Origin of the sequence: Polaribacter sp. KT25b (assembly GCF_900105145.1) — a bacterium.
Lineage (GTDB): Bacteria > Bacteroidota > Bacteroidia > Flavobacteriales > Flavobacteriaceae > Polaribacter.
Genome location: NZ_LT629752.1, coordinates 287,965 through 306,782 on the forward strand (window position 1 = coordinate 287,965; position 18,818 = coordinate 306,782).

At 29.0% G+C, this 18,818-nt stretch carries 14 protein-coding genes; 7 read left to right on the forward strand and 7 right to left on the reverse strand.

Annotated elements, in window-relative coordinates:
* Positions 1-61 precede the first annotated feature (61 nt).
* The 6 genes from BLT70_RS01140 to BLT70_RS01165 all read left to right on the forward strand — a co-directional run bounded on the left by BLT70_RS01140 (position 62) and on the right by BLT70_RS01165 (position 8,791).
* A complete protein-coding gene (locus BLT70_RS01140; protein ID WP_091890395.1) occupies positions 62-433 on the forward strand; it encodes a hypothetical protein in 372 nt (123 codons plus the stop codon).
* 54 nt (positions 434-487) lie between these two features.
* Positions 488-1,084, forward strand: a complete 597-nt coding sequence (locus BLT70_RS01145) for an alpha-ketoglutarate-dependent dioxygenase AlkB (RefSeq protein ID WP_197678378.1) — start codon at positions 488-490, stop codon at positions 1,082-1,084.
* A gap of 463 nt (positions 1,085-1,547) precedes the next feature.
* Positions 1,548-3,356 carry a class I SAM-dependent DNA methyltransferase gene (locus tag BLT70_RS01150; protein WP_091890398.1) on the forward strand — a complete coding sequence of 603 codons (1,809 nt, stop codon included), beginning with the start codon at positions 1,548-1,550 and terminating at the stop codon, positions 3,354-3,356.
* On the forward strand, positions 3,356-4,756 hold the full coding sequence (locus BLT70_RS01155; protein WP_091890401.1) for a restriction endonuclease subunit S: 1,401 nt from the start codon (positions 3,356-3,358) through the stop codon (positions 4,754-4,756). Before BLT70_RS01150 ends, BLT70_RS01155 begins: the two co-directional genes overlap by 1 nt.
* Positions 4,757-4,758: 2 nt before the next feature.
* Positions 4,759-5,772 carry a virulence RhuM family protein gene (locus BLT70_RS01160; protein ID WP_091890403.1) on the forward strand — a complete coding sequence of 338 codons (1,014 nt, stop codon included), beginning with the start codon at positions 4,759-4,761 and terminating at the stop codon, positions 5,770-5,772.
* Positions 5,765-8,791, forward strand: coding sequence for a type I restriction endonuclease subunit R (locus BLT70_RS01165; protein WP_091890406.1), 3,027 nt, complete (start codon positions 5,765-5,767; stop codon positions 8,789-8,791). The genes BLT70_RS01160 and BLT70_RS01165 overlap by 8 nt, the downstream gene beginning before the upstream one ends.
* A gap of 112 nt (positions 8,792-8,903) precedes the next feature.
* On the opposite strand, the gene BLT70_RS01170 is transcribed toward BLT70_RS01165, so the two are convergent.
* The 6 genes from BLT70_RS01170 to BLT70_RS01195 form a co-directional block, all read right to left on the reverse strand.
* A complete protein-coding gene (locus BLT70_RS01170) occupies positions 8,904-11,717 on the reverse strand; it encodes a TrlF family AAA-like ATPase (RefSeq protein WP_091890409.1) in 2,814 nt (937 codons plus the stop codon).
* 107 nt (positions 11,718-11,824) lie between these two features.
* The gene (locus BLT70_RS01175; protein WP_091890412.1) at positions 11,825-13,036 is read right to left on the reverse strand and encodes a site-specific integrase; all 1,212 of its coding nucleotides are present in this window, start codon (positions 13,034-13,036) and stop codon (positions 11,825-11,827) included.
* Positions 13,037-13,439: 403 nt separating this feature from the next.
* Positions 13,440-14,426 carry a hypothetical protein gene (locus tag BLT70_RS01180; protein ID WP_091890414.1) on the reverse strand — a complete coding sequence of 329 codons (987 nt, stop codon included), beginning with the start codon at positions 14,424-14,426 and terminating at the stop codon, positions 13,440-13,442.
* A 317-nt stretch (positions 14,427-14,743) separates the two neighbouring features.
* Positions 14,744-15,595, reverse strand: coding sequence for a universal stress protein (locus BLT70_RS01185; protein WP_091890417.1), 852 nt, complete (start codon positions 15,593-15,595; stop codon positions 14,744-14,746).
* A gap of 65 nt (positions 15,596-15,660) precedes the next feature.
* Entirely contained in the window at positions 15,661-16,509 is an 849-nt protein-coding gene (locus tag BLT70_RS01190; RefSeq protein WP_091890420.1) for a universal stress protein, read from the reverse strand.
* Between the two features lie 15 nt (positions 16,510-16,524).
* Entirely contained in the window at positions 16,525-17,379 is an 855-nt protein-coding gene (locus BLT70_RS01195) for a universal stress protein (protein ID WP_091890423.1), read from the reverse strand.
* A 134-nt stretch (positions 17,380-17,513) separates the two neighbouring features.
* Here BLT70_RS01195 and trxA point away from each other — a divergent pair, with 134 nt between their 5' ends.
* Positions 17,514-17,810: a thioredoxin gene (trxA, locus tag BLT70_RS01200; protein ID WP_091890426.1), complete on the forward strand. Its 297-nt coding sequence runs from the start codon at positions 17,514-17,516 to the stop codon at positions 17,808-17,810.
* Between the two features lie 8 nt (positions 17,811-17,818).
* Here trxA and BLT70_RS01205 read toward each other — a convergent pair whose 3' ends face one another.
* Complete coding sequence (locus BLT70_RS01205) at positions 17,819-18,817, reverse strand: MlaD family protein (protein WP_231962777.1); 999 nt, start codon at positions 18,815-18,817, stop codon at positions 17,819-17,821.
* Position 18,818: the final 1 nt, after the last annotated feature.

The window sequence follows — 18,818 nt, forward strand, 5'->3', positions numbered from 1 at the left end:
CCTTGTTTTTTTTAAAACTTTCAAATGTACGGAGTGTATTCATTTTTTAATCTATCATACTATGAGCACTACAAGAAACATTTCTGAGAAAAAACTAAAAAAACAATTGCAAAAAGTATTAGCTGAAAACCCAAATACCGTAAAAGCGTGTGTTATTCAAGAAGCTTTTGATTACCATAACATTACAGATTTCTTTGAAGATTTACTTCAAAATGGTTGTTCCAGTGGAATGATTAGCTCATTAATCTACTACCGTGACACAGAAAAATTCTTTGATTTCCACTATGAAGAAATAATGGATTTGAAAACTGAATTTGAAGAGTCTACAGGTGAGGTAATGCATATACCACATCAATTAAAAAATCATTTAGCTTGGTTTTCTTTTGAGCAAGTTGCTTATGATTTAGCAGATTTTTTAGGGCTTGAGATATAGCCCTATTTAAAAATTAAACTCATTAACTTTGTTAGACAAAAAACTAACAAAGCTATGAGTTTGAATAACAATATTTTTAAAGAAATTTCTTTAGATGAAGAAGCAAGTATCTGGAAAGGGAAGTTGCCAATTCAATTTGATGTATTTTTAAATGATTTTGATGAAATTTGGAATTTACACCCCCAAGATTTTCATTTGGTAAGAATGTTTGGGAAAATGATTCCAACTCCAAGATGGCAACAAGCTTATGGTAAGAACTATGAATATTCTGGTTCGCTAAATAATGCTTTACCTATTCCTGATTTTCTTAATTCAATCCATAAATGGTGTAAAAGTAATATTGACGAACGACTTAATGGTTTATTAATAAATTGGTATGATGGAGAACAGAACCATTATATTGGTGCACATAGAGATGATGAAAAAGATATAATTAAAGATAGTGTAATTGTAACTATTTCGCTTGGAGAAGAACGGATTTTTAGAATGAGACCTTGGAAGAAAAAAGGCTTTAAAGATTTACTTTTAGCAAAAGGAGATATTATCATTTTACCAATGAGTGTAAACTCAAAATGGACACACGAAGTACCAAACTTTAACAAATATAAGGGAAGAAGAATTTCTATAACATTACGAGTTTTTAATAATTGATAAGAAAACTACAACATCTTAAACAAGAAGTTGTAGTTTAAAGAAAGGTCAAAACACATTCTAAAATTTTCTATCGAATAATTTTAAAAAAAGTTTTAGCGTTGTTGTTTTTGAGCTTTGAAATTAGCAGAATATAAAAACACTTTGGTAGGCTCAAAAGTGAATAGCAAGTTTGCAACTTTACCGGAAACAGTATTTTTCAAATACTTATTTCTCGCTAAAGTTACAACTTGCCAAAGGGAAAACCCTTATGGAATCCCTGAAAAAAAATCTCTAATAATAATCAAAACTGGATTTTAGATTTTAATTTTCTCCTAATTTTAGGAACTTTAATTAATCAAAAAAAAGAAGTCTAAAATTAATAAGTTTCTTACTTTAGTAGTCTACAAAAAATAACATTGCTCAAAACATTCGCCATTTATACTGAAATTAGTATTGTGGTGCTGTACTATAAAAATAAAAAATGACATTAGATACTCAAAGTCTACAACCAATTATCAATTTTATCTGGACAGTTGCAGATGATGTATTGATTAATAAATATTTAGAAAATCAATACCAAGACGTTATTTTACCAATGACGGTTTTAAGGCGTTTAGATTTAGCTTTAGAACCTACTAAAAAACAAGTCCTAAAAACGCACAATGAGTTTAAAAGCAAAATGGACAATCTTTCGGGACTTTTAACAAGTAAAGATCATGGTTCTGGTTTGGAGTTTTACAATACGTCTCCATACACAATGAAAATGTTGTTGGACGACCCGAAAAGTATTGATACTAATCTTTTAGATTACTTAAATGGGTTTTCAGAAAATGTTCAAGATATTATCCAAAAGTTTAAATTTAGAAATCAGTTAGAAACTTTTGAAGAAACAGGGATTACTTTTTCCTTATTAGAAAAATTCTGTAGTCCAAAAGTAGAGTTAAGCCCAGAGAAAATTTCTCCAATGGCAATGGGGTATATGTTTGAAGACCTTATTAGAAGGTTCAACGAAAAAACCAACGCTGCTGCTGGGCGACATTTTACACCAAGGGAAATTATTGAGTTGATGACACACTTGGTGTATTTACCTGTAAAAGATAAAATTAAAAAAGGAACTTTTTTGGTATACGACCCTTGTGCAGGTTCTGGTGCAATGCTTACGCAATCTAAAAAATTTGCAACCAACCCAGAAGGTGAAATTAAAAGTAAAGCAAGTTTTCATTTATACGGACAAGAAAATACAGGCGAAATGTATGCGGTTTGTAAATCTGATATGCTTTTAAAAGGAGAAGATCCTGATAAAATACAATTTGGTTCTACATTGAGTAAATACGGTTTTGACCCAAATCTAAAGTTCAACTTTATGTTAACCAATCCTCCTTATGGAACGAGTTGGAAAGAAGACCAAAAAGAACTAAACGTTGGTACAGCAAAAAAAATAGAAATAAACGATACTCGTTTTAATCTAGAAATTAAAAACTTTAAAGGTGAATTAGAAAAAAAATGTTTAACCACTCGTAGTAATGACGGACAATTAATGTTTATGTTGCATATGTTGTCTAAAATGAAAGACCCAAAAGATGGAGGAAGTAGAATTGCTTCTGTACACAATGGTTCGGCTATTTTTACAGGTAGTGCAGGTAGTGGAGAAAGTGGTATAAGACAATACATTTTAGAAAATGATTTATTAGAATGTATTATTCAGTTGCCTAATGCTATGTTTTATAATACAGGTATCGCAACTTATGTTTGGATATTGAGTAACAATAAAGCTAAAGAGCGTAAAGGGAAAGTACAATTGATTAATGCTTCTTCTGATAAGTTTTTTAGTAAAATGCGAAAGGCATTGGGTAGTAAAAGTAATGAACTTAAACCAAATCACATTCTAGATATTCAAAATATCTATTTCGATTTTGAAGAAAATGAATATTCTAAAATATTTGATAATGAGGATTTTGGATATTACCAAATTACAACGCATCAGCCAGCAAAGGACGAAAAGGGTGAATTTATAAAAGACAGTAAAGGAATCCTCAAGTCAGACAAGGATTTAAAGGATACTGAAAATGTGCCAATGAAAGAAAATATTGAAGATTATTTTGCTCGAGAAGTATTACCTTTTGCTGAAAATTCTTGGTACGATAAAAAGAAAATGAAGGTTGGTTATGAAATAGCTTTCAATAAATACTTTTATCAATATAAACCTTTGAGACCATTAAAAGATATTGCAGGAGATATTTTAGCTTTAGAAAATGAAACAGAAAGTTTACTTAAAGAAATAGTGAACTAATGAAAAGATATTCTAAATATAAAGATAGTGGTATTGCTTGGTTGAGGGAGATTCCTGAGCAATGGAGAATTGAATCATTTAAAAATATTCTAAAAGAAAGGAATGAAAAAAATAACCCTATAAGGACTAAAGAAATTCTTTCACTTTCAATTAACAAAGGAGTTACTTTATATGCTGAAAAAACCACAAACTTAGACCGCTTTAAAGATGATGTTAGTAAATATAAGTTAGCTCATAAAGGTGATTTGGTGTTAAACAGTATGAATATGATTGTTGGAGCTGTTGGTGTTTCAAAATATTTTGGTTGTGTAAGTCCTGTTTATTATACTTTTTATGGAAATAATAGTGATGCCTATACTACAAGGTTTTATGAATATTTATTTAGATGTAAAGTAGTTCAAAGCGTTTTATATAGTCTTGGTAGAGGTTTGATAGCTATTGATAGAGGTGAAGGGAAATATAATACTTTGAGACTGAAGATTTCAAGAGATGATTTGCGATCAATGAGATTACCTTTACCCAATATTTCTGAACAAATAGCATTAGTCAATTATCTTGATTTCAAAACAGAAAAAATAGACCGTTTTATAAAAAAGAAAAAACAGTTAATTGTATTACTTAATGAGCAAAAAGCAGCTATTGTAAACAAAGCAGTTACCAAAGGAATCAATCCGAATGTAAAACTAAAACCTTCAGGTATTGAATGGCTTGGTGATATACCTGAACATTGGGAAACGAAAAGGATGAAATTTTTGGGAGATGCAATTATTGGATTAACTTATAGTCCTTCAGAAATGGTTGATGAAGGAGAAGGAACTTTAGTTTTGCGTTCTTCTAATGTTCAAAAAGGGAAATTAGCCTATGAAGATTGCGTTTATGTTACTACTGAAATCCCAGAAAAGAAAAGAACAAGGGTTGGTGATATATTAATTTGCTCAAGAAATGGAAGTATTAAATTAGTTGGAAAAAATGCACTAATTGATGAAAAAGCAAGTAATGAATCTTTTGGTGCGTTTATGACAGTTGTTCGTAGTCCTTATTTCGAATATTTACATTATTATTTTAATTCGGCGAGCTTTAAGGCACAGTCAGGAATGTTTTTTACCTCTACAATAAATCAGTTAACTACTGGAGTGTTAAATCAAATAATTGTTTCTATTCCTAAAAACATAAAGGAGCAAAATGAAATAGTCTCTTATATTAAAGAAGAAACTTCCATATTAGACAAAACTATCTCTACCATAGAAAAAGAAATCACTTTAGTAGAGGAATACAAAACAGCTTTAATTGCAGAAGCAGTTACAGGTAAAATAGATGTAAGAGAATTTGAAATTCCGAATACAGAAGAGCCTTTGGCAATGGTAGCAGAAGAAGCTATAAGTTATAATAAAGTAGATTAATAATGAGTGAATTAGAAAAAATACCCAATTTTGTTATTTTCCAAACAGGAAAGGGAAAAGTGAATATAGAAGTCTATTTTAAAGACGACACTTTATGGTTAACTCAAAAGCTAATTTGCGAATTGTTTGAGAAATCAAAATCGACTATTAGTGAACATTTCAAGAATATTTTTGCAGACGGAGAACTGAATGAAAATGCAGTTGTTCGGGAATTCCGAACAACTGCCAAAGATGGAAAAAACTATACTACAAAATATTATAATTTAAGAGCGGTAACTGCTATTGGGTATCGTGTAAATTCAACCAGAGCCATAGAATTTAGAAAATGGGCAACAGAAATATTGCACGAATTCATTATTAAGGGTTTTGCTATGGATGATGAACGTCTAAAACAAATGAAACATTTTGGGCAGGACTATTTTGATGAAATGCTAGAACGTATTAGAGAAATACGTTTAAGTGAAAGACGTTTTTATCAAAAAATAACAGACATCTACGCACTTTCGGCAGATTACAGCACAGATGCGTTTATTACTAAAAACTTTTTTGCAACAACTCAAAATAAATTGCATTGGGCAATACAAGGTAAAACAGCCGCCGAAATTATTTACTCTCAAGTAGATGCTAAAAAAATAGCAATGGGTTTAAAAACTTGGAAAAATGCACCTGATGGTAAAATCTTAAAAAGCGATGTAAGTATTGCCAAAAATTACTTAGAAAAAGAACATTTAAACCAATTACAAAGATTGGTAACTGCGTATTTAGATTTGGCAGAAAATAGAGCAGAAAGAGGTATTGTGATGAATATGAAAGATTGGACGGTTTTTTTAGATAAGTTTTTAGAATTATCTGATTATCCTATATTATTACACAAAGGAAAAATATCAGCCTTAGAAGCCAAACTAAAAGCAGAAAGCGAATATGATGTTTTTAGAGTAGAACAAGACAGAAATTATCTATCAGATTTTGATAAATTGACTAAAAATCTTCCTAAGAAAAAGAATAAAGATGAGTAAATCTACAAATACAAAAGAAAACGGGTTTGAAAAACATATTGTAGACTATTTGGTAAACAATAATGGTTATGTATTGCGTACTTCACAAGATTATAACAATGTTAGTTGTGTAGATAGTGAGCTTTTATTTCAGTTTTTAGAAACAACACAACCCAAAGCAGTAGAAAAACTAAAACGATACCATAAAGAATTATATCAACAAAAAATAATAAAACGTATAAACGACCAAATAAAACTAAAAGGCGTTATTGAAGTTTTACGTAAAGGAATTACAGACGGTTTTACAGACACTAAAATTCGATTGTTTTTTGATAAACCTGTTTCTGCTTATAACACCAAAAACACAGCCTTATATCAAGCGAATATATTTTCGGCGATAAGACAGGTCTATTATTCAACCAAAAATAGAAACTCATTAGATATTGTAACTTTTATAAACGGTTTGCCAGTTGTAAGTTTTGAGTTGAAAAACGAATTGACCAAGCAAAATGTAAAACACGCTATTAAACAATACAAAACAGATAGAGACCCAAATGAAGAATTGTTTCGTTTAGGGAGAATGGTGGTTAATTTTGCTGTTGATACAGAAGAAGTTTGGATGTGTACGCAATTAAAAGGCGATAGTTCTTATTTTTTACCGTTTAATAAAGGAAATAAAAACGGAGCAGGAAACGAGCCAAATGGAGGTATAAAAACCGATTATCTTTGGAAAGAGATTTTAACTAGAGATACGTTTACGAATATTTTTCAAAATTATGCGAAGTTAATTACCGAAGAAAAAGAATACAAAGACTCAAAAGGGAAAAAGAAAATAAAGAAAACCAAAAAATTAATTTTCCCTCGTTTTCATCAGTTAAATGCGGTTTCTAAAATATTAGAAGATGCCAAAGAAAATGGAGCAGGACAAAAATATTTAATTCAACATTCAGCAGGTTCAGGGAAAAGTAATTCTATTTCTTGGTTGGCACATCAACTAGTTGGTTTGCACGATAAAACAGGAGCTTCTACCATTTTTGATACAGTTATTGTTATTACAGATCGTAGAGTTTTAGACAAACAAATACGAGAAAATATAAAGCAATACCAACAAGTAAAAGGAGTTGTAGCTGCCATAACAGAAGGGAGTAAACAATTAAAATCTGCTTTAGAAGATGGTAAGAAAATAATTATTACCACCATTCAAAAGTTTCCTCATATTGTTGAAGAAATTGGGGATTTACCAGGAAATAATTTTGGGATTATTATTGATGAAGCTCATAGTAGTTTAAGTGGACAAATGGCTCGTAAATTAAATGAAACACTTGCCAAAGTTTCTGATGAAGAAAAACTGCAAAACGATTTAGAAAATTATGATGAAACTGAAGATGATGAAGTAACAGGAGAAGATTTTATTAGAGCAATTGTTAAAGCACGTAAACTGTTACCAAATGCCAGTTACTTTGCTTTTACAGCCACACCAAAAAACAAAACTTTAGAATTATTTGGAGAACCTTTTGAGCAAGATGGAAAAACCAAATATGCAGCGTTTCATTTATACTCAATGAAACAGGCAATTGAAGAAGGTTTTATTAAAGATGTTTTGCAAAACTATACAACATATCAAAGTTTTTATGCGCTACTTAAAAAAATAGAAGACGACCCAGAGTATGATAAAAAGAAAGCACAAAAAAAATTAAAAGCTTATGTAGAAGGACACGATCACGCCATTAAAAAGAAGTCTATCTTAATGATAGATCATTTTATGGACAAGGTGGTTAAGAAGAAAAAAATGGGCAACAAAGCTAAGGCTATGATGGTTACTAGTAGTCGTGCAAAAGCGGTGCAATACAAACACGCATTTGATGCTTATTTAAAATCAATAAATAGTCCTTACGAAGCAATTGTTGGATTTTCGGGAGAAGTTGATGGAGAAACGGAGGCTAGTTTAAATGGCTTTTCTGGTGGAAATATTCCTGAAGAATTCGAGAAAGACAAATACAAATTTTTATTAGTAGCGAATAAATTTCAGACAGGATTTGACCAACCTTTATTGCATACAATGTATGTAGATAAAAAATTGGGAGGTGTAAATGCGGTTCAAACTTTATCACGTTTAAATAGAAGTCATCCTTTAAAGAAAGAGACTTTTGTGTTGGATTTTGCCAATACCTCAGAAGATATAGAAAAGGCTTTTAAACCTTATTTTGAAAACACAATTTTAGGAGAAGCTACAGACCCAAATAAATTATTTGACTTACAAGATGCTTTAGATAATTACCAAGTATATTCTCGTGAGCAAGTAGAGGAATTTTCTAATAAAATATTAGCAAATGTAAAAGTTGACGAATTACACGCTATTTTAGATGAATCTAGTGCAGTTTTTAGAGAAGAATTAGAAGAAGAACAACAGGCAGATTTTAGAGCAAAAGTGAAAACTTATGTTCGATTATATATTTTCTTATCTCAAATAGTAGATTTTGAAAATGCCTATTTAGAACGTTTGTATATTTTCTTAAATCATTTACAAAACAAGTTAGTTACAGAATCAGAACCAGATTTTTCACAAGGTGTTTTAGATGATATTGATATGGAAACCTACCGACTACAGTTGGAGGCAACAACGAATATTGCTATGGAACAGGGAGATGACTTACAGCCTATTCCAACTGAAATGAGAGGGGGAGTTAAAGACCCTGAAATTGACCAACTATCGAATATTTTAAAAACATTTAATGATAGATATGGAACAGAGTTTGAAGATGCAGATAAAGTAAGGAAAATGGTCGAAGATATTGCGGTTGACGGCGCTGAAAATATTGATTTGCAAAATTCACTTGAACATTCAGACGAACAAAATGCAAGAATTACGAGTGATAAGGTAGCACAAGAAGAATTATTAAAATACGTAACAACCAATTTTGATTTTTACAAAGTAATAAACGACAATACAGAGGCAAAAGAAGAATTTAATTCTCTGTTTTTTGGTATGGTAAAAGAAATTTGGAAGAACCGAAATAAGGAAAAAGTTCAATATCGGTAGGGATTGGAACCTCAATGAATAAATAGTTTTTAAACCAAAAAAAATAGGACAAGTTTTTGTCCTATTTTTTATGTAAAGTTTAATAATTTTTAAACACTATAAATTTTAATGTCTAAAAACCATATTTCTCTTTTCTTAATTTAAAGGCTCTTTCTCCACCTTCCATAATAGAAGTTATTTCGTCTCTGATTTCTTTTTTATCAATAGAACCTTCATGTTTTATTTGCCCTTTGGTTTGATTACTTGTTTCATTGTAGTCACAACATATAACCAATTCTGAATCGCCATTAACAACTAAATTAGCATTATGGCTACTAAAAATAATTTGTCTGTGCTTTTTAGAGTTCCATAGATTCTTAATTATTTTTTCTATAGCTCTATTGTCAATATCGTCTTCTGGTTGGTCTATAATTAACGGGAAGCCATTTTGGTTTAATAAAACATTTAACAAAGCGGTAGCTTGTTGTCCAGCAGAAGCATCTTCAAAAGGGATTTCATCTTCCATTTGGTTATTAGTTTGATACTTAAATTTAGGTAAAAAATCTAATGAAATTGTAGCTATATCTAAAAAATTATTGCTGTTTAGGTTTTCTGTAATTTTCTTTTTATTAGCTATTGAAAACCCAAGACTATCAAGGATTGGAGAATGAGGATATTCGTTTTGAGACTCGGGGTTTATATTGAACTCACTTAAAAGTTTAAACTCTAATATAATTTCTAACCAATTTTTTAATGAATCCTCTGAATTCGAAACGAATTCTGTTAGTTGAATGCTTCTAGCTTTTGGGATGTTTAAACTACTTCCAGAAAAAAGACTTATTAGCGATTTAGATAAATTATTTGCATTAATAATTTTCGAAAAATCTACTTTAATTAAACCATCAGATAGTTTTGTGAAAAATTCTGTAGATTCTTTTAGCTTGTTGATTTTTAAATCTTGTAATTTAATAAAATCTTTTAAACTTGTAGAAAAATCTAATTCAGTAACAGTATAACTAGATAATTCTACTTTTTTTTGTCTTATAATTAATTCTAATTTTTCTAACTTTCCTTCAAGTTCTTTAATGCCATTTAAAGTTGCCTGACTTGAAGTAGTTTTCTCTTTTGCCTTTAAATATTCTTTTTGAAATTCAATTTTTAATATATCCCAATCTTTTATTAAGGTTTCAATTGTAGTCTCTGAATTTAAATGGGTCTTTTCTAAATTGGTAAGATTCTCCAGTAAATCTTTTAAATATTTATTTCGCTCATCATTTATTAGTTTGAATTTTTCAATATTTTCATACTCAACACCTTCCTCTAAACTAATTCCATTTAATTTTTCTACTAATTCTTTTAATTCTGAAATACCATCATTAACAGTTGAGTACTCTAAGTTTATCTCATCAAGTCTATTCTTTTCATTTACATAAAATTTAGCTCTATCTATTGTTTTTTTGTCATCTTCTGAAATACCTTTTAATCCGCCTTTTAATTCTTCAATCTGTAATTTAAAAGATTTAATGTCTAATGAGTTATTTTTAATATCTGATTCTATTTTTTTACTACTAGATAATTTAAGATAGTCAGTTCTTGTTTTTTTAGAGGCACTTTCAATTTGTTTATCAATTTCTTCAATTTCATTAGCAATTGGCTGTACAATAAACCTTTTTAATTCATCAGGTCTAATTGATATGCTGCTAAGTTGTTTTTGACTATAGGCTTGGATTGGTAATAAATTTGATATCTGTGATGGTCTTACGCTTTGAAATTCTTCATCACCTATTTTAAGTTTAACTTCTTCACTTTTGGGGTTTCTTTTTATTATGTGTCTTGTTCCATTAACATTAAAGAAAACCCTTACCTCGCCATCAACTTCTTTTAAAGTTTTTTCAATTAAAGAATTCCTCTTTCTTTCTATTTCTGTTTTTGCTTCATCACTGCCAAATTTTTCTGTTTGGTCACACAAAGCCCATCTTAAATATTCAAGAATAGTTGATTTTCCAGAGCCTCTACCTCCAATAATCGAGTTTAATTGTGGGTTAAAATCTAAATCGAATTTAGATAAAAAGGCAGAATTGGTTACATCAATTTTTTCTATAAAAGTATTTGGGATTTCTGGGACAGTTAAACTAATTCGAGACTCTTTAGCTAGACAAGCTTGTCTTAACGCTTCTGCGGTTGGTTCCTTTAGCTTTATCCAAGTCGCAACATCATAATCTTTAATTTCTTTTTCTGCTCTGTAGTCTGTTGTTTGAATTACTGCAATTGATTTATATCCATAGGCAGCCACAGTTCCGTCTAATACCTTTAAGTATCCAACTCCACCATTTTCAAATTTACCATCTACATATCCTGCTCCACAAGGCATTTTTGCATAAGCTTCGTGAAAACCATCTCTCATAAGAGTCTTATGTCCTTTTTCTTTAACGTGTGGTAAAAAGACGTATCGCCCTTTTACTCCATCGGTGCCATCAAGTTTAAAGTAGATGTCATTTATACTACTAATTGATCCGCTTGGAATTGCTACGGTTTGAGATGTTTTAGAATCTGTTTTGGGCGCCTGAGCAAGAGATAACGCTCCTAAAATTGTAGGGAATAATCTTATTGGGAAGTTTGCATCAAATATTAATAAGCCTTGAATTGGAGGGGAATGCAGTGTTAACTCAACTCCAGGGAAAATTATTATTCTGTTTTCTTCGGGAATAGCATTTCCTTCTTCATCCAATTCCTCTAATGAAGCCTTTTTAATGTATTCATAAAAGACCATGTCATGATGGTCTGTTATTGCAATTGCATCTAGACCTGCATCTCGGCATTCTTTTATGAAGTTTCGAGAATATAGATCTCGGTCTTCTTCTGTGACTTTTGGTCCACCTTTCCAATTTCTATCTCTTGGGGTATGTATTTGTAAGTCGCATTTTTTGTAATGATTTCCTTTATCCATATTTATTCTTTTTATAGCTTAAAATTTAGTAATCTAAGATAAGATAATATTGAGTATTTATTTCACTTAATAGAATAATAAAATTTCATTATTTTGCTATTTTGAAATTAAAAATTTAAAACAGAATCAAGAGCTTCATCAAAATCTTTATGCACAAAATTAGCTTGATAATTGATAGTAGTGGTAATAGAGCTATGTCTATATAACTTTTGTAAGATTTGAATATTGATACTGTCTCCTGCTATAGAGGCGAAAGAATGTCTAGCAAGGTGACAACTTAAATTTTTATCGATACCAACTGTTTTAGCCATATTTTTAAGGTGTCTATTAAATTTTCTAGTAGCCGTTTGAGTTTTGGTTAATACATCATTTGCATCTTTCATATTTGCCTTCTTCATTTCTGGAAAAACAAAATCATTTTTTCCTTTTTGTGAAGATTTGTATTGTTCTAAAATAGGAATCACTTTTTCTGGGATTTTTAAGGCTACTAATTTTTGGTTCTTGTTCATTCGGTAGTGTAATCGTCCATCAACGAAATCAGACCATTTTAATTGCAAAACATCTCCGATACGAATTCCTGCAAAATAGAAACTTGTTAACCAAATATTAATAGCGTGGCGTTGAGCAGCACTTTCTAATTTAATATTTTCTAGAAGTAGAATCTCTTTTTCATTTAAGCCTATTTTTTCTGTTTCTGGAATTTTAATCTGAATTTTGCCTTTTCCAAAGGGATAAAACTTTCTGTCTACAAAATTTTGAGTGATGGCAATATTGTAAACTGTACGTATAAGTATCAAGTAATTGACAACAGTTCTTTGAGAAATTTTTCTAGTTAAAAGTAAATGTGATTGGAATTTTTTAAGCAAAGTAGATGTTAAATCTTCTAATAAGAATTTATCAGATTTTATAAATTGTTTGAAAACCTTCAAACGTCCTTTTTCTGTTTTTATCTGATGGAATTTATTTCTGCCCTTTAAATTTTCTAAATGGATTTCTGAAACAAAAAAGAAATCATTTGAACGTTCTTCTAAGGTGATTTTTGTCTTAATATTTTTAACGCTTGCTTTTTTGTTTTCTGCAACAACTTCTAAAAGTGTATCGTTAGCTTCTGATATTTTTTTTGCAATTAAATTATTTAATCTAACCGAATTAGAATGTGATTTTTTTACACGTTTATTTTGAGCATCCCAATATTTTTCTTCAATATACTGTCCAATATATAAGAAAGTCGATTTTCTGTTTTTAGTGATACGTACCGCTAAAGGAAACAAACCTTGTTTGTTTGGTTTTTTGCGCAATGTTGCCGATATTGAACTCATAAATTTATTTTACTAAAACAAAGATACAAATTTGGTACAACATAGGTACAACAAATAGTGTTTTAAAACGGTTTAATTCAGGTTTATTTAATGTTTAAAAAATTTAAAATACTGACAATTAGTGTGTTTGGATTCACGGTGGTGTTAATTACTGAAAACTCATAACCCGAAGGTCACTGGTTCGAGTCCAGTTCCCGCTACAAGTATTAACAAAGCTTCACATTTCTGTGAAGCTTTGTTAATTTCTTTCTTAAAACACACCTAAAACGGATCAAGTCAAAAAGTTGTGGGATTTGATTATTTTCATCCCATTTAGTAAGTCTTATCAGAGCTGAAGTTTTGTTTTTGAGTTGTTGAATATCCAAGATGTTCTCTTTTTTATCCAATATTTATAGGGTTTTACTTAATATACAGCAATTATATCCCATGTTTTTCTTAATGAAATATTCTCATCTATTTTATCTCCCAATCCTCCTTCTTTGGTTATGACATAAGTCTTAGACAAACCTCGTTCTTTATCGTAAAACAATATGTATGTACTATTAGAAATAGAATATGGTAATATAATGTCCCATGATGTATTGATAGCATTATCGTATACTTTTGCACCCATTTCTCCATCATTTGTTAAGATATAACTTTTATAAATACCTCCATTATTGCTGAAGAATGATATAATATTAATGCCTTTTACTGAATAAGTATTTATAATATTCCAATCTTTACTTAGTTCAGCCTTTTCATAAGTTTTAGTGCCTAATTGACCATTTTTAATAGAATAATTCTTAATCACACCATTCATTTTGTCATAGAATGTTATAAATGATGAATTTGCTGTTTCAAATGATTGGATCGAATACCAATTTTTATGTAAACCTGCCTTCTCAAAAGTTTTAGAACCTAATTCACCATTACTTGTTAATGAATAAATTTTCATTACTCCTTTGTCATTATCATAAAAAAGAACATATCTTTTATCATTTTCGGTTATGGGTATTATTATGTCCCAATCTTTATTTAAACCCGTTTTGTTATAGGTTTTAACACCAAGGCTACTATTAGAAATATCATATATTTTAATAGTACCATTTTCATTATCATAAAAAAAAGCAAATGTTTTTGAATCTGCTTTATATGTAAATACTTGATCCCATGACTTATTTAATCCCTCTTTATCATAAGTCTTTGTACCTAGTTTACCGTTTTCACTTATATCGTAAATTTTATTTACTCCATTTGATTTATCAAAAAAGAAAATAGTGTTTTGTTCAACAACTTTTTTCTCATACGAATTATCTAGAATCAATTCTAATAAACTTCTTAATGTTTGTGCATTAGATTTACTAATTGAAAAAAATGCTAATAAAATAAATATAAAACGTACCTTCATACAATGTTAAATTTTTAATGTAATTGCTTACTCTTAACGATTTTCTGCTTACTCGCCTAGTTTTTATTTTGGATGGATTAACAAGGTTATTTATCCATTATCTTTATATGTAAAGGTGGTTAGCCTAATTTTTTAACCTGCTTAACAATTTATCTGTTATACTTTTCTTTTGAGATAACTGTTTATATAGGATTAGTATTTTTTATCAATTTGGAAAAAAATAAATACGTTTTATAAGCTTATTTAGAATTTTTGTTTTTTCTTTAACTATGATTTAATCCTATAATTTATCAATTGAATTTTTAATCTTTTTAAAACTAGTTTTTCAAATCGTGCAATGCAAGTATAGGAATATTGGCATTATTACCTAATTCTTTAACCATTGGATTAGAAAAAACACTGCCGAAGAAATGATGTTTTTTATTGAAAAAAGCAATCATTTCACTTTCTCTACTTTGTGAAAAACAGCGAATACCTTCGTGTAAATTAGAGTTGTAAAGCTCGTGATGAGTAAAGCTGGTAGAAGCTAAAATATGATTTAGTAAATTTTTATTTTTAAATTGTTCCTTGCTAAATTCTTTGTCTTTTTTAATGTGTAAAATTCTGATTGGAGCTTTTAGTAATTTAGAAATTTCTATTAAAGTAGTCAATTCATTTTCTTTATAATCAGCTTTAAAACTAGTAGGAAATACAATCTCGTTTGGATGTTTAAAACGAACGTTTCCTGGAATAACAAACACGGGGCAGTTTCTAACTTCTTCCATCGTAATTACTGCATTACTACCAAGAATTATGTTTTTATCGTCTGTTTCTCCACGTGTTCCCATTATAATTAACTTAATGTTTTCTTTTTCTATAATTTTTTTAAGCACATTGTTAAAAGAACCAAATTCATTAAGAAAATAGAACGTATGCTTGCTGTTTACATTATTAAAAAGAGCATGAGTTTTTAATTTTTGAATATTTTTTTCAGCTCTTTTTTTTACCTCATTTAATTTTTTATCCGTAGGCTCTGGACTTAATAAATTATTTTTAGAAAAGCCGGGAAGATAATAGGTATGTAAAATATAGAATTCGCAAGGTTCTTCTTTGTAAAGTTCAATAGCATAACTTATTGCATTTAATGCATTTTTTGAAAAATCTGTTGGAAGTATTATCTTTTTTTTCATCAGTTTATATTTACAATTTATTTAATAAAATTAGCTAAACAGGTTGTTAAAAGCTATCACAATCATCAGTTGAAATTAGGTAAAATCAATAATGGATTTCTAATGTGATATGTTATTTCTTTTACTACATTTTCCCTAAATAAATCACTAATAAAGTTGTGTTTATAATAGCAAAAAGTTAACATACATAATTGCTCTTTGTAAACATATTCCATAATAGTATCTGCCTTACTTTGTCTTTTAGGTAGCCAGTTTAGTTCTATGTTTTCATCTTTTGAAATTTCTAGCAAATTCTCAAGATTTGCTAGTTTTTTTGCATTAAGTTTTTCATGTTCATAAACATAAATTATGGTTGTTTTTGAATTAAATAATTTACTAATTTCCTTTAATGGTACTAACTGTTCATTAGTATAAGATCTTTTAAAACTAGAGGCAAATCCTATTTTTTTGGGTTCTTTATAATCTATTTCATCAGGAATAATTAAAATAGGTACTTTTTTTATTGTTTGTATTGCTCTAAAACTATTACTGCCAACAAATATTCTTTCTGTAGCTGTTTTACCTTTACTTCCCATTACTACAAAATCTACATTTTCTGATTCAATAAACTCATTAATTGCTCTTGTTAATAATAATGAGGTAGCAATTATTTTAAAAGTATGTTTTGTAGATTTTAATTCTTTAATGAGTTTGCATTTTATAGCTAAACATGTTGCTTCTGATTTGTGAAATAGTTTATCAATATTTACTTGAGATATATCTAAATCTATAACACTTGAGTGCCTAGAAACTTCAGCTTCAAACGAGTTTAAAATAATTAAATGAGCCGGTTCTTTTTCAAATAATTTTGCCGCATAAAACAAAGCACAATAAGCATTTTTTGAAAAATCTGTTAGCACAAGAATATTTTTCATAAGAAAGTGCTTCTTTTAGTTTTTTATCAGTTCATTTGAGGGGATTACTAAGAATGGAATGTTTGTGTGATATACCATTTGATTAACGATAGGTTTAAAAAGTAAGTTTTCAAAGAAGTTATGATGGTTTTGAATCATTATTAAAAAATTTATTCTATTTTCAATTTCAAAATCTTCGATAGCTTCAATAAGGTCATGCTTTTCACTGCTATGAAAAAAATGATGAGTATCTTTAAAATAGGTGTCTAAAAAGGTTTCTATTTTTTCTTGTTTTTCTTTTAAAGGAATATCTTGATAAACATTTAAAATATGTAATTTAGATTTATGCTCTTTGCATATTTTTTTTATTAGTGGAAGGTATTTATTAGATTTAATAGCTTCATAATTTGTAGGAAATAAAACTTCGTTTGGTTTCTCATATTTAAAATCCGAAGGAATAGCAATTACTGGGCATTTTAGTTTTTTAATGGTTTGCATTGTATTTGTACCAATAAATATTTCTTTAGCTCCTGTAGCTCCTTTTGTTCCCATAATTATCAAATCGATGTTATTTTCTTTAATAACCCTTCTCATTTCTGATATAAAAAGATTAAATGAAGCCATAGGAATAAATGAGTGGTTTGCATTATTAAACTTCTTTTTTAATTGATCTTCTATTTTTTTGAGTTTTTGTTTAGCAGCCTCTTTTTGTATTTCTTGTAAAGTAAGTATAGAATAGCTATCTACTAAATCTTCTGCTCCAGAACTTATAGGTATATCGGTATGAAGAATGTAAAACCTACATACTTCGTTTTTGTATAGTTGCACAGCATAGGAAATAGCATTATCTGCATTTTTTGAAAAATCTGTGGGTAGTAATATATGTTTCATTAAAGTGTGGATTTAATATCTCAAAGTTAACTACCTACTATTAGATATAAAATGACTTATGTCATTTCTTCTATAAATCTAGTTGCTTAATTTTATCTTAAATTACACTGGATTTAATAAAAAATAAATACAAAATGAAAAGTAGTTTTAATTCCATTATCTCATCAGAAGTTCCTGTACTTGTAGATTTTTTTGCAGACTGGTGTGGTCCTTGTAAAACATTAGCGCCAATTTTAAAACAAGTAAAAGAAACGCTTGGGGATAAAGTGAAAATTGTTAAAATAGATGTAGATAAAAACACATCTATTTCATCTAAATATAATGTAAAAGGTGTACCAACGCTACTATTATTTAAAAACGGACAGCAAATATGGCGTCAATCTGGTGTGGTGCAAAAAAATGTCATTATCGATAGAATTAAAAAGGCATAGTTGTATGTTTAATTTTCTTTTTCTTGTATTTTTTTGTTTCTTTTTTCTATTCTTTCTTGTTTTTTAAAATATCCTCTAAAAAAGAAATTGTGTTTTAACGCTTCCATATTTTCATTTAATTTATGTGAAGCTTCTTTAATTTCTATCATTGTAGAATCTATTGTTTTTGGTAAGGTTTCATTTTTTGTAAGATAATTAAAAGTGTTTTCACTATTTTTTATTCCAGAAATAATTTCCTCTAGTTGTTTTGTTGTTTCTAAAAAAGTTGTGCTAGACTGTTCAAAGTTAGAAACTATTTGTTTTACCTGATTTCCCATAATAGTGTCATTAACTAAAAGACCTAAAGCACTTTGTTCCATATTAATTTTTGAGAATTTATTGTTTAAAGTGCCAATGAGTTTATTTGTTCCGTTTGTAGTTTTTTTTAAATTAACTAACGTAGCTCGAATATCTTTTGTTAATAAAGAGTCTGTAATTAGCGCACCTAAAGCGCCTTCTCCTTTTAAAATTTTAGTAGTAATTTTTAATAAATCTGATGTTAACAAAGCTGCATTTTTATTGGTTACATTAAGTGTAGATAACATATCTTCTGTGCCAACTTTATTATAAGATGTAATTGTATCAGCAGAAATAACCGCACGTAAATTCTCTTTTCCAGGAATAATATTGATAACCATGCTTCCTACCAAACCATCAGAACTTATACTTGCAATTGCGTCTTTTTTAATGAAGGCTCCTGTTTTAGTATCAATCATCATTTGTACAACTATTTCTGTATTATTTATCATATTTATACTGCTAACAGTACCTATATTTATACCAGAATAACGAACGTTATTTCCTAATTGTAATCCATTAACATTTTGGAATACTGCATAAAGTTCAATGTTTTTAGTAAAAAGATGTTGTCTGTTTCCAATAAAATAAAGGGTAACTAATAAAATAAGAGTACCAATTACTACAAATATGCCAACTCGAGTTTTATGAGGATCTGTTTTTTTTATCATA

Bases quoted from the DNA above. Each gene is read 5' to 3' on its own strand.
- BLT70_RS01140 (WP_091890395.1), top strand. From the start codon at position 62: ATGAGCACTACAAGAAACATTTCTGAGAAAAAACTAAAAAAACAATTG.
- BLT70_RS01145 (WP_197678378.1), top strand. From the start codon at position 488: ATGAGTTTGAATAACAATATTTTTAAAGAAATTTCTTTAGATGAAGAA.
- BLT70_RS01150 (WP_091890398.1), top strand. From the start codon at position 1,548: ATGACATTAGATACTCAAAGTCTACAACCAATTATCAATTTTATCTGG.
- BLT70_RS01155 (WP_091890401.1), top strand. From the start codon at position 3,356: ATGAAAAGATATTCTAAATATAAAGATAGTGGTATTGCTTGGTTGAGG.
- BLT70_RS01160 (WP_091890403.1), top strand. From the start codon at position 4,759: ATGAGTGAATTAGAAAAAATACCCAATTTTGTTATTTTCCAAACAGGA.
- BLT70_RS01165 (WP_091890406.1), top strand. From the start codon at position 5,765: ATGAGTAAATCTACAAATACAAAAGAAAACGGGTTTGAAAAACATATT.
- BLT70_RS01170 (WP_091890409.1), bottom strand. From the start codon at position 11,717: ATGGATAAAGGAAATCATTACAAAAAATGCGACTTACAAATACATACC.
- BLT70_RS01175 (WP_091890412.1), bottom strand. From the start codon at position 13,036: ATGAGTTCAATATCGGCAACATTGCGCAAAAAACCAAACAAACAAGGT.
- BLT70_RS01180 (WP_091890414.1), bottom strand. From the start codon at position 14,426: ATGAAGGTACGTTTTATATTTATTTTATTAGCATTTTTTTCAATTAGT.
- BLT70_RS01185 (WP_091890417.1), bottom strand. From the start codon at position 15,595: ATGAAAAAAAAGATAATACTTCCAACAGATTTTTCAAAAAATGCATTA.
- BLT70_RS01190 (WP_091890420.1), bottom strand. From the start codon at position 16,509: ATGAAAAATATTCTTGTGCTAACAGATTTTTCAAAAAATGCTTATTGT.
- BLT70_RS01195 (WP_091890423.1), bottom strand. From the start codon at position 17,379: ATGAAACATATATTACTACCCACAGATTTTTCAAAAAATGCAGATAAT.
- trxA (WP_091890426.1), top strand. From the start codon at position 17,514: ATGAAAAGTAGTTTTAATTCCATTATCTCATCAGAAGTTCCTGTACTT.
- BLT70_RS01205 (WP_231962777.1), bottom strand. From the start codon at position 18,817: ATGATAAAAAAAACAGATCCTCATAAAACTCGAGTTGGCATATTTGTA.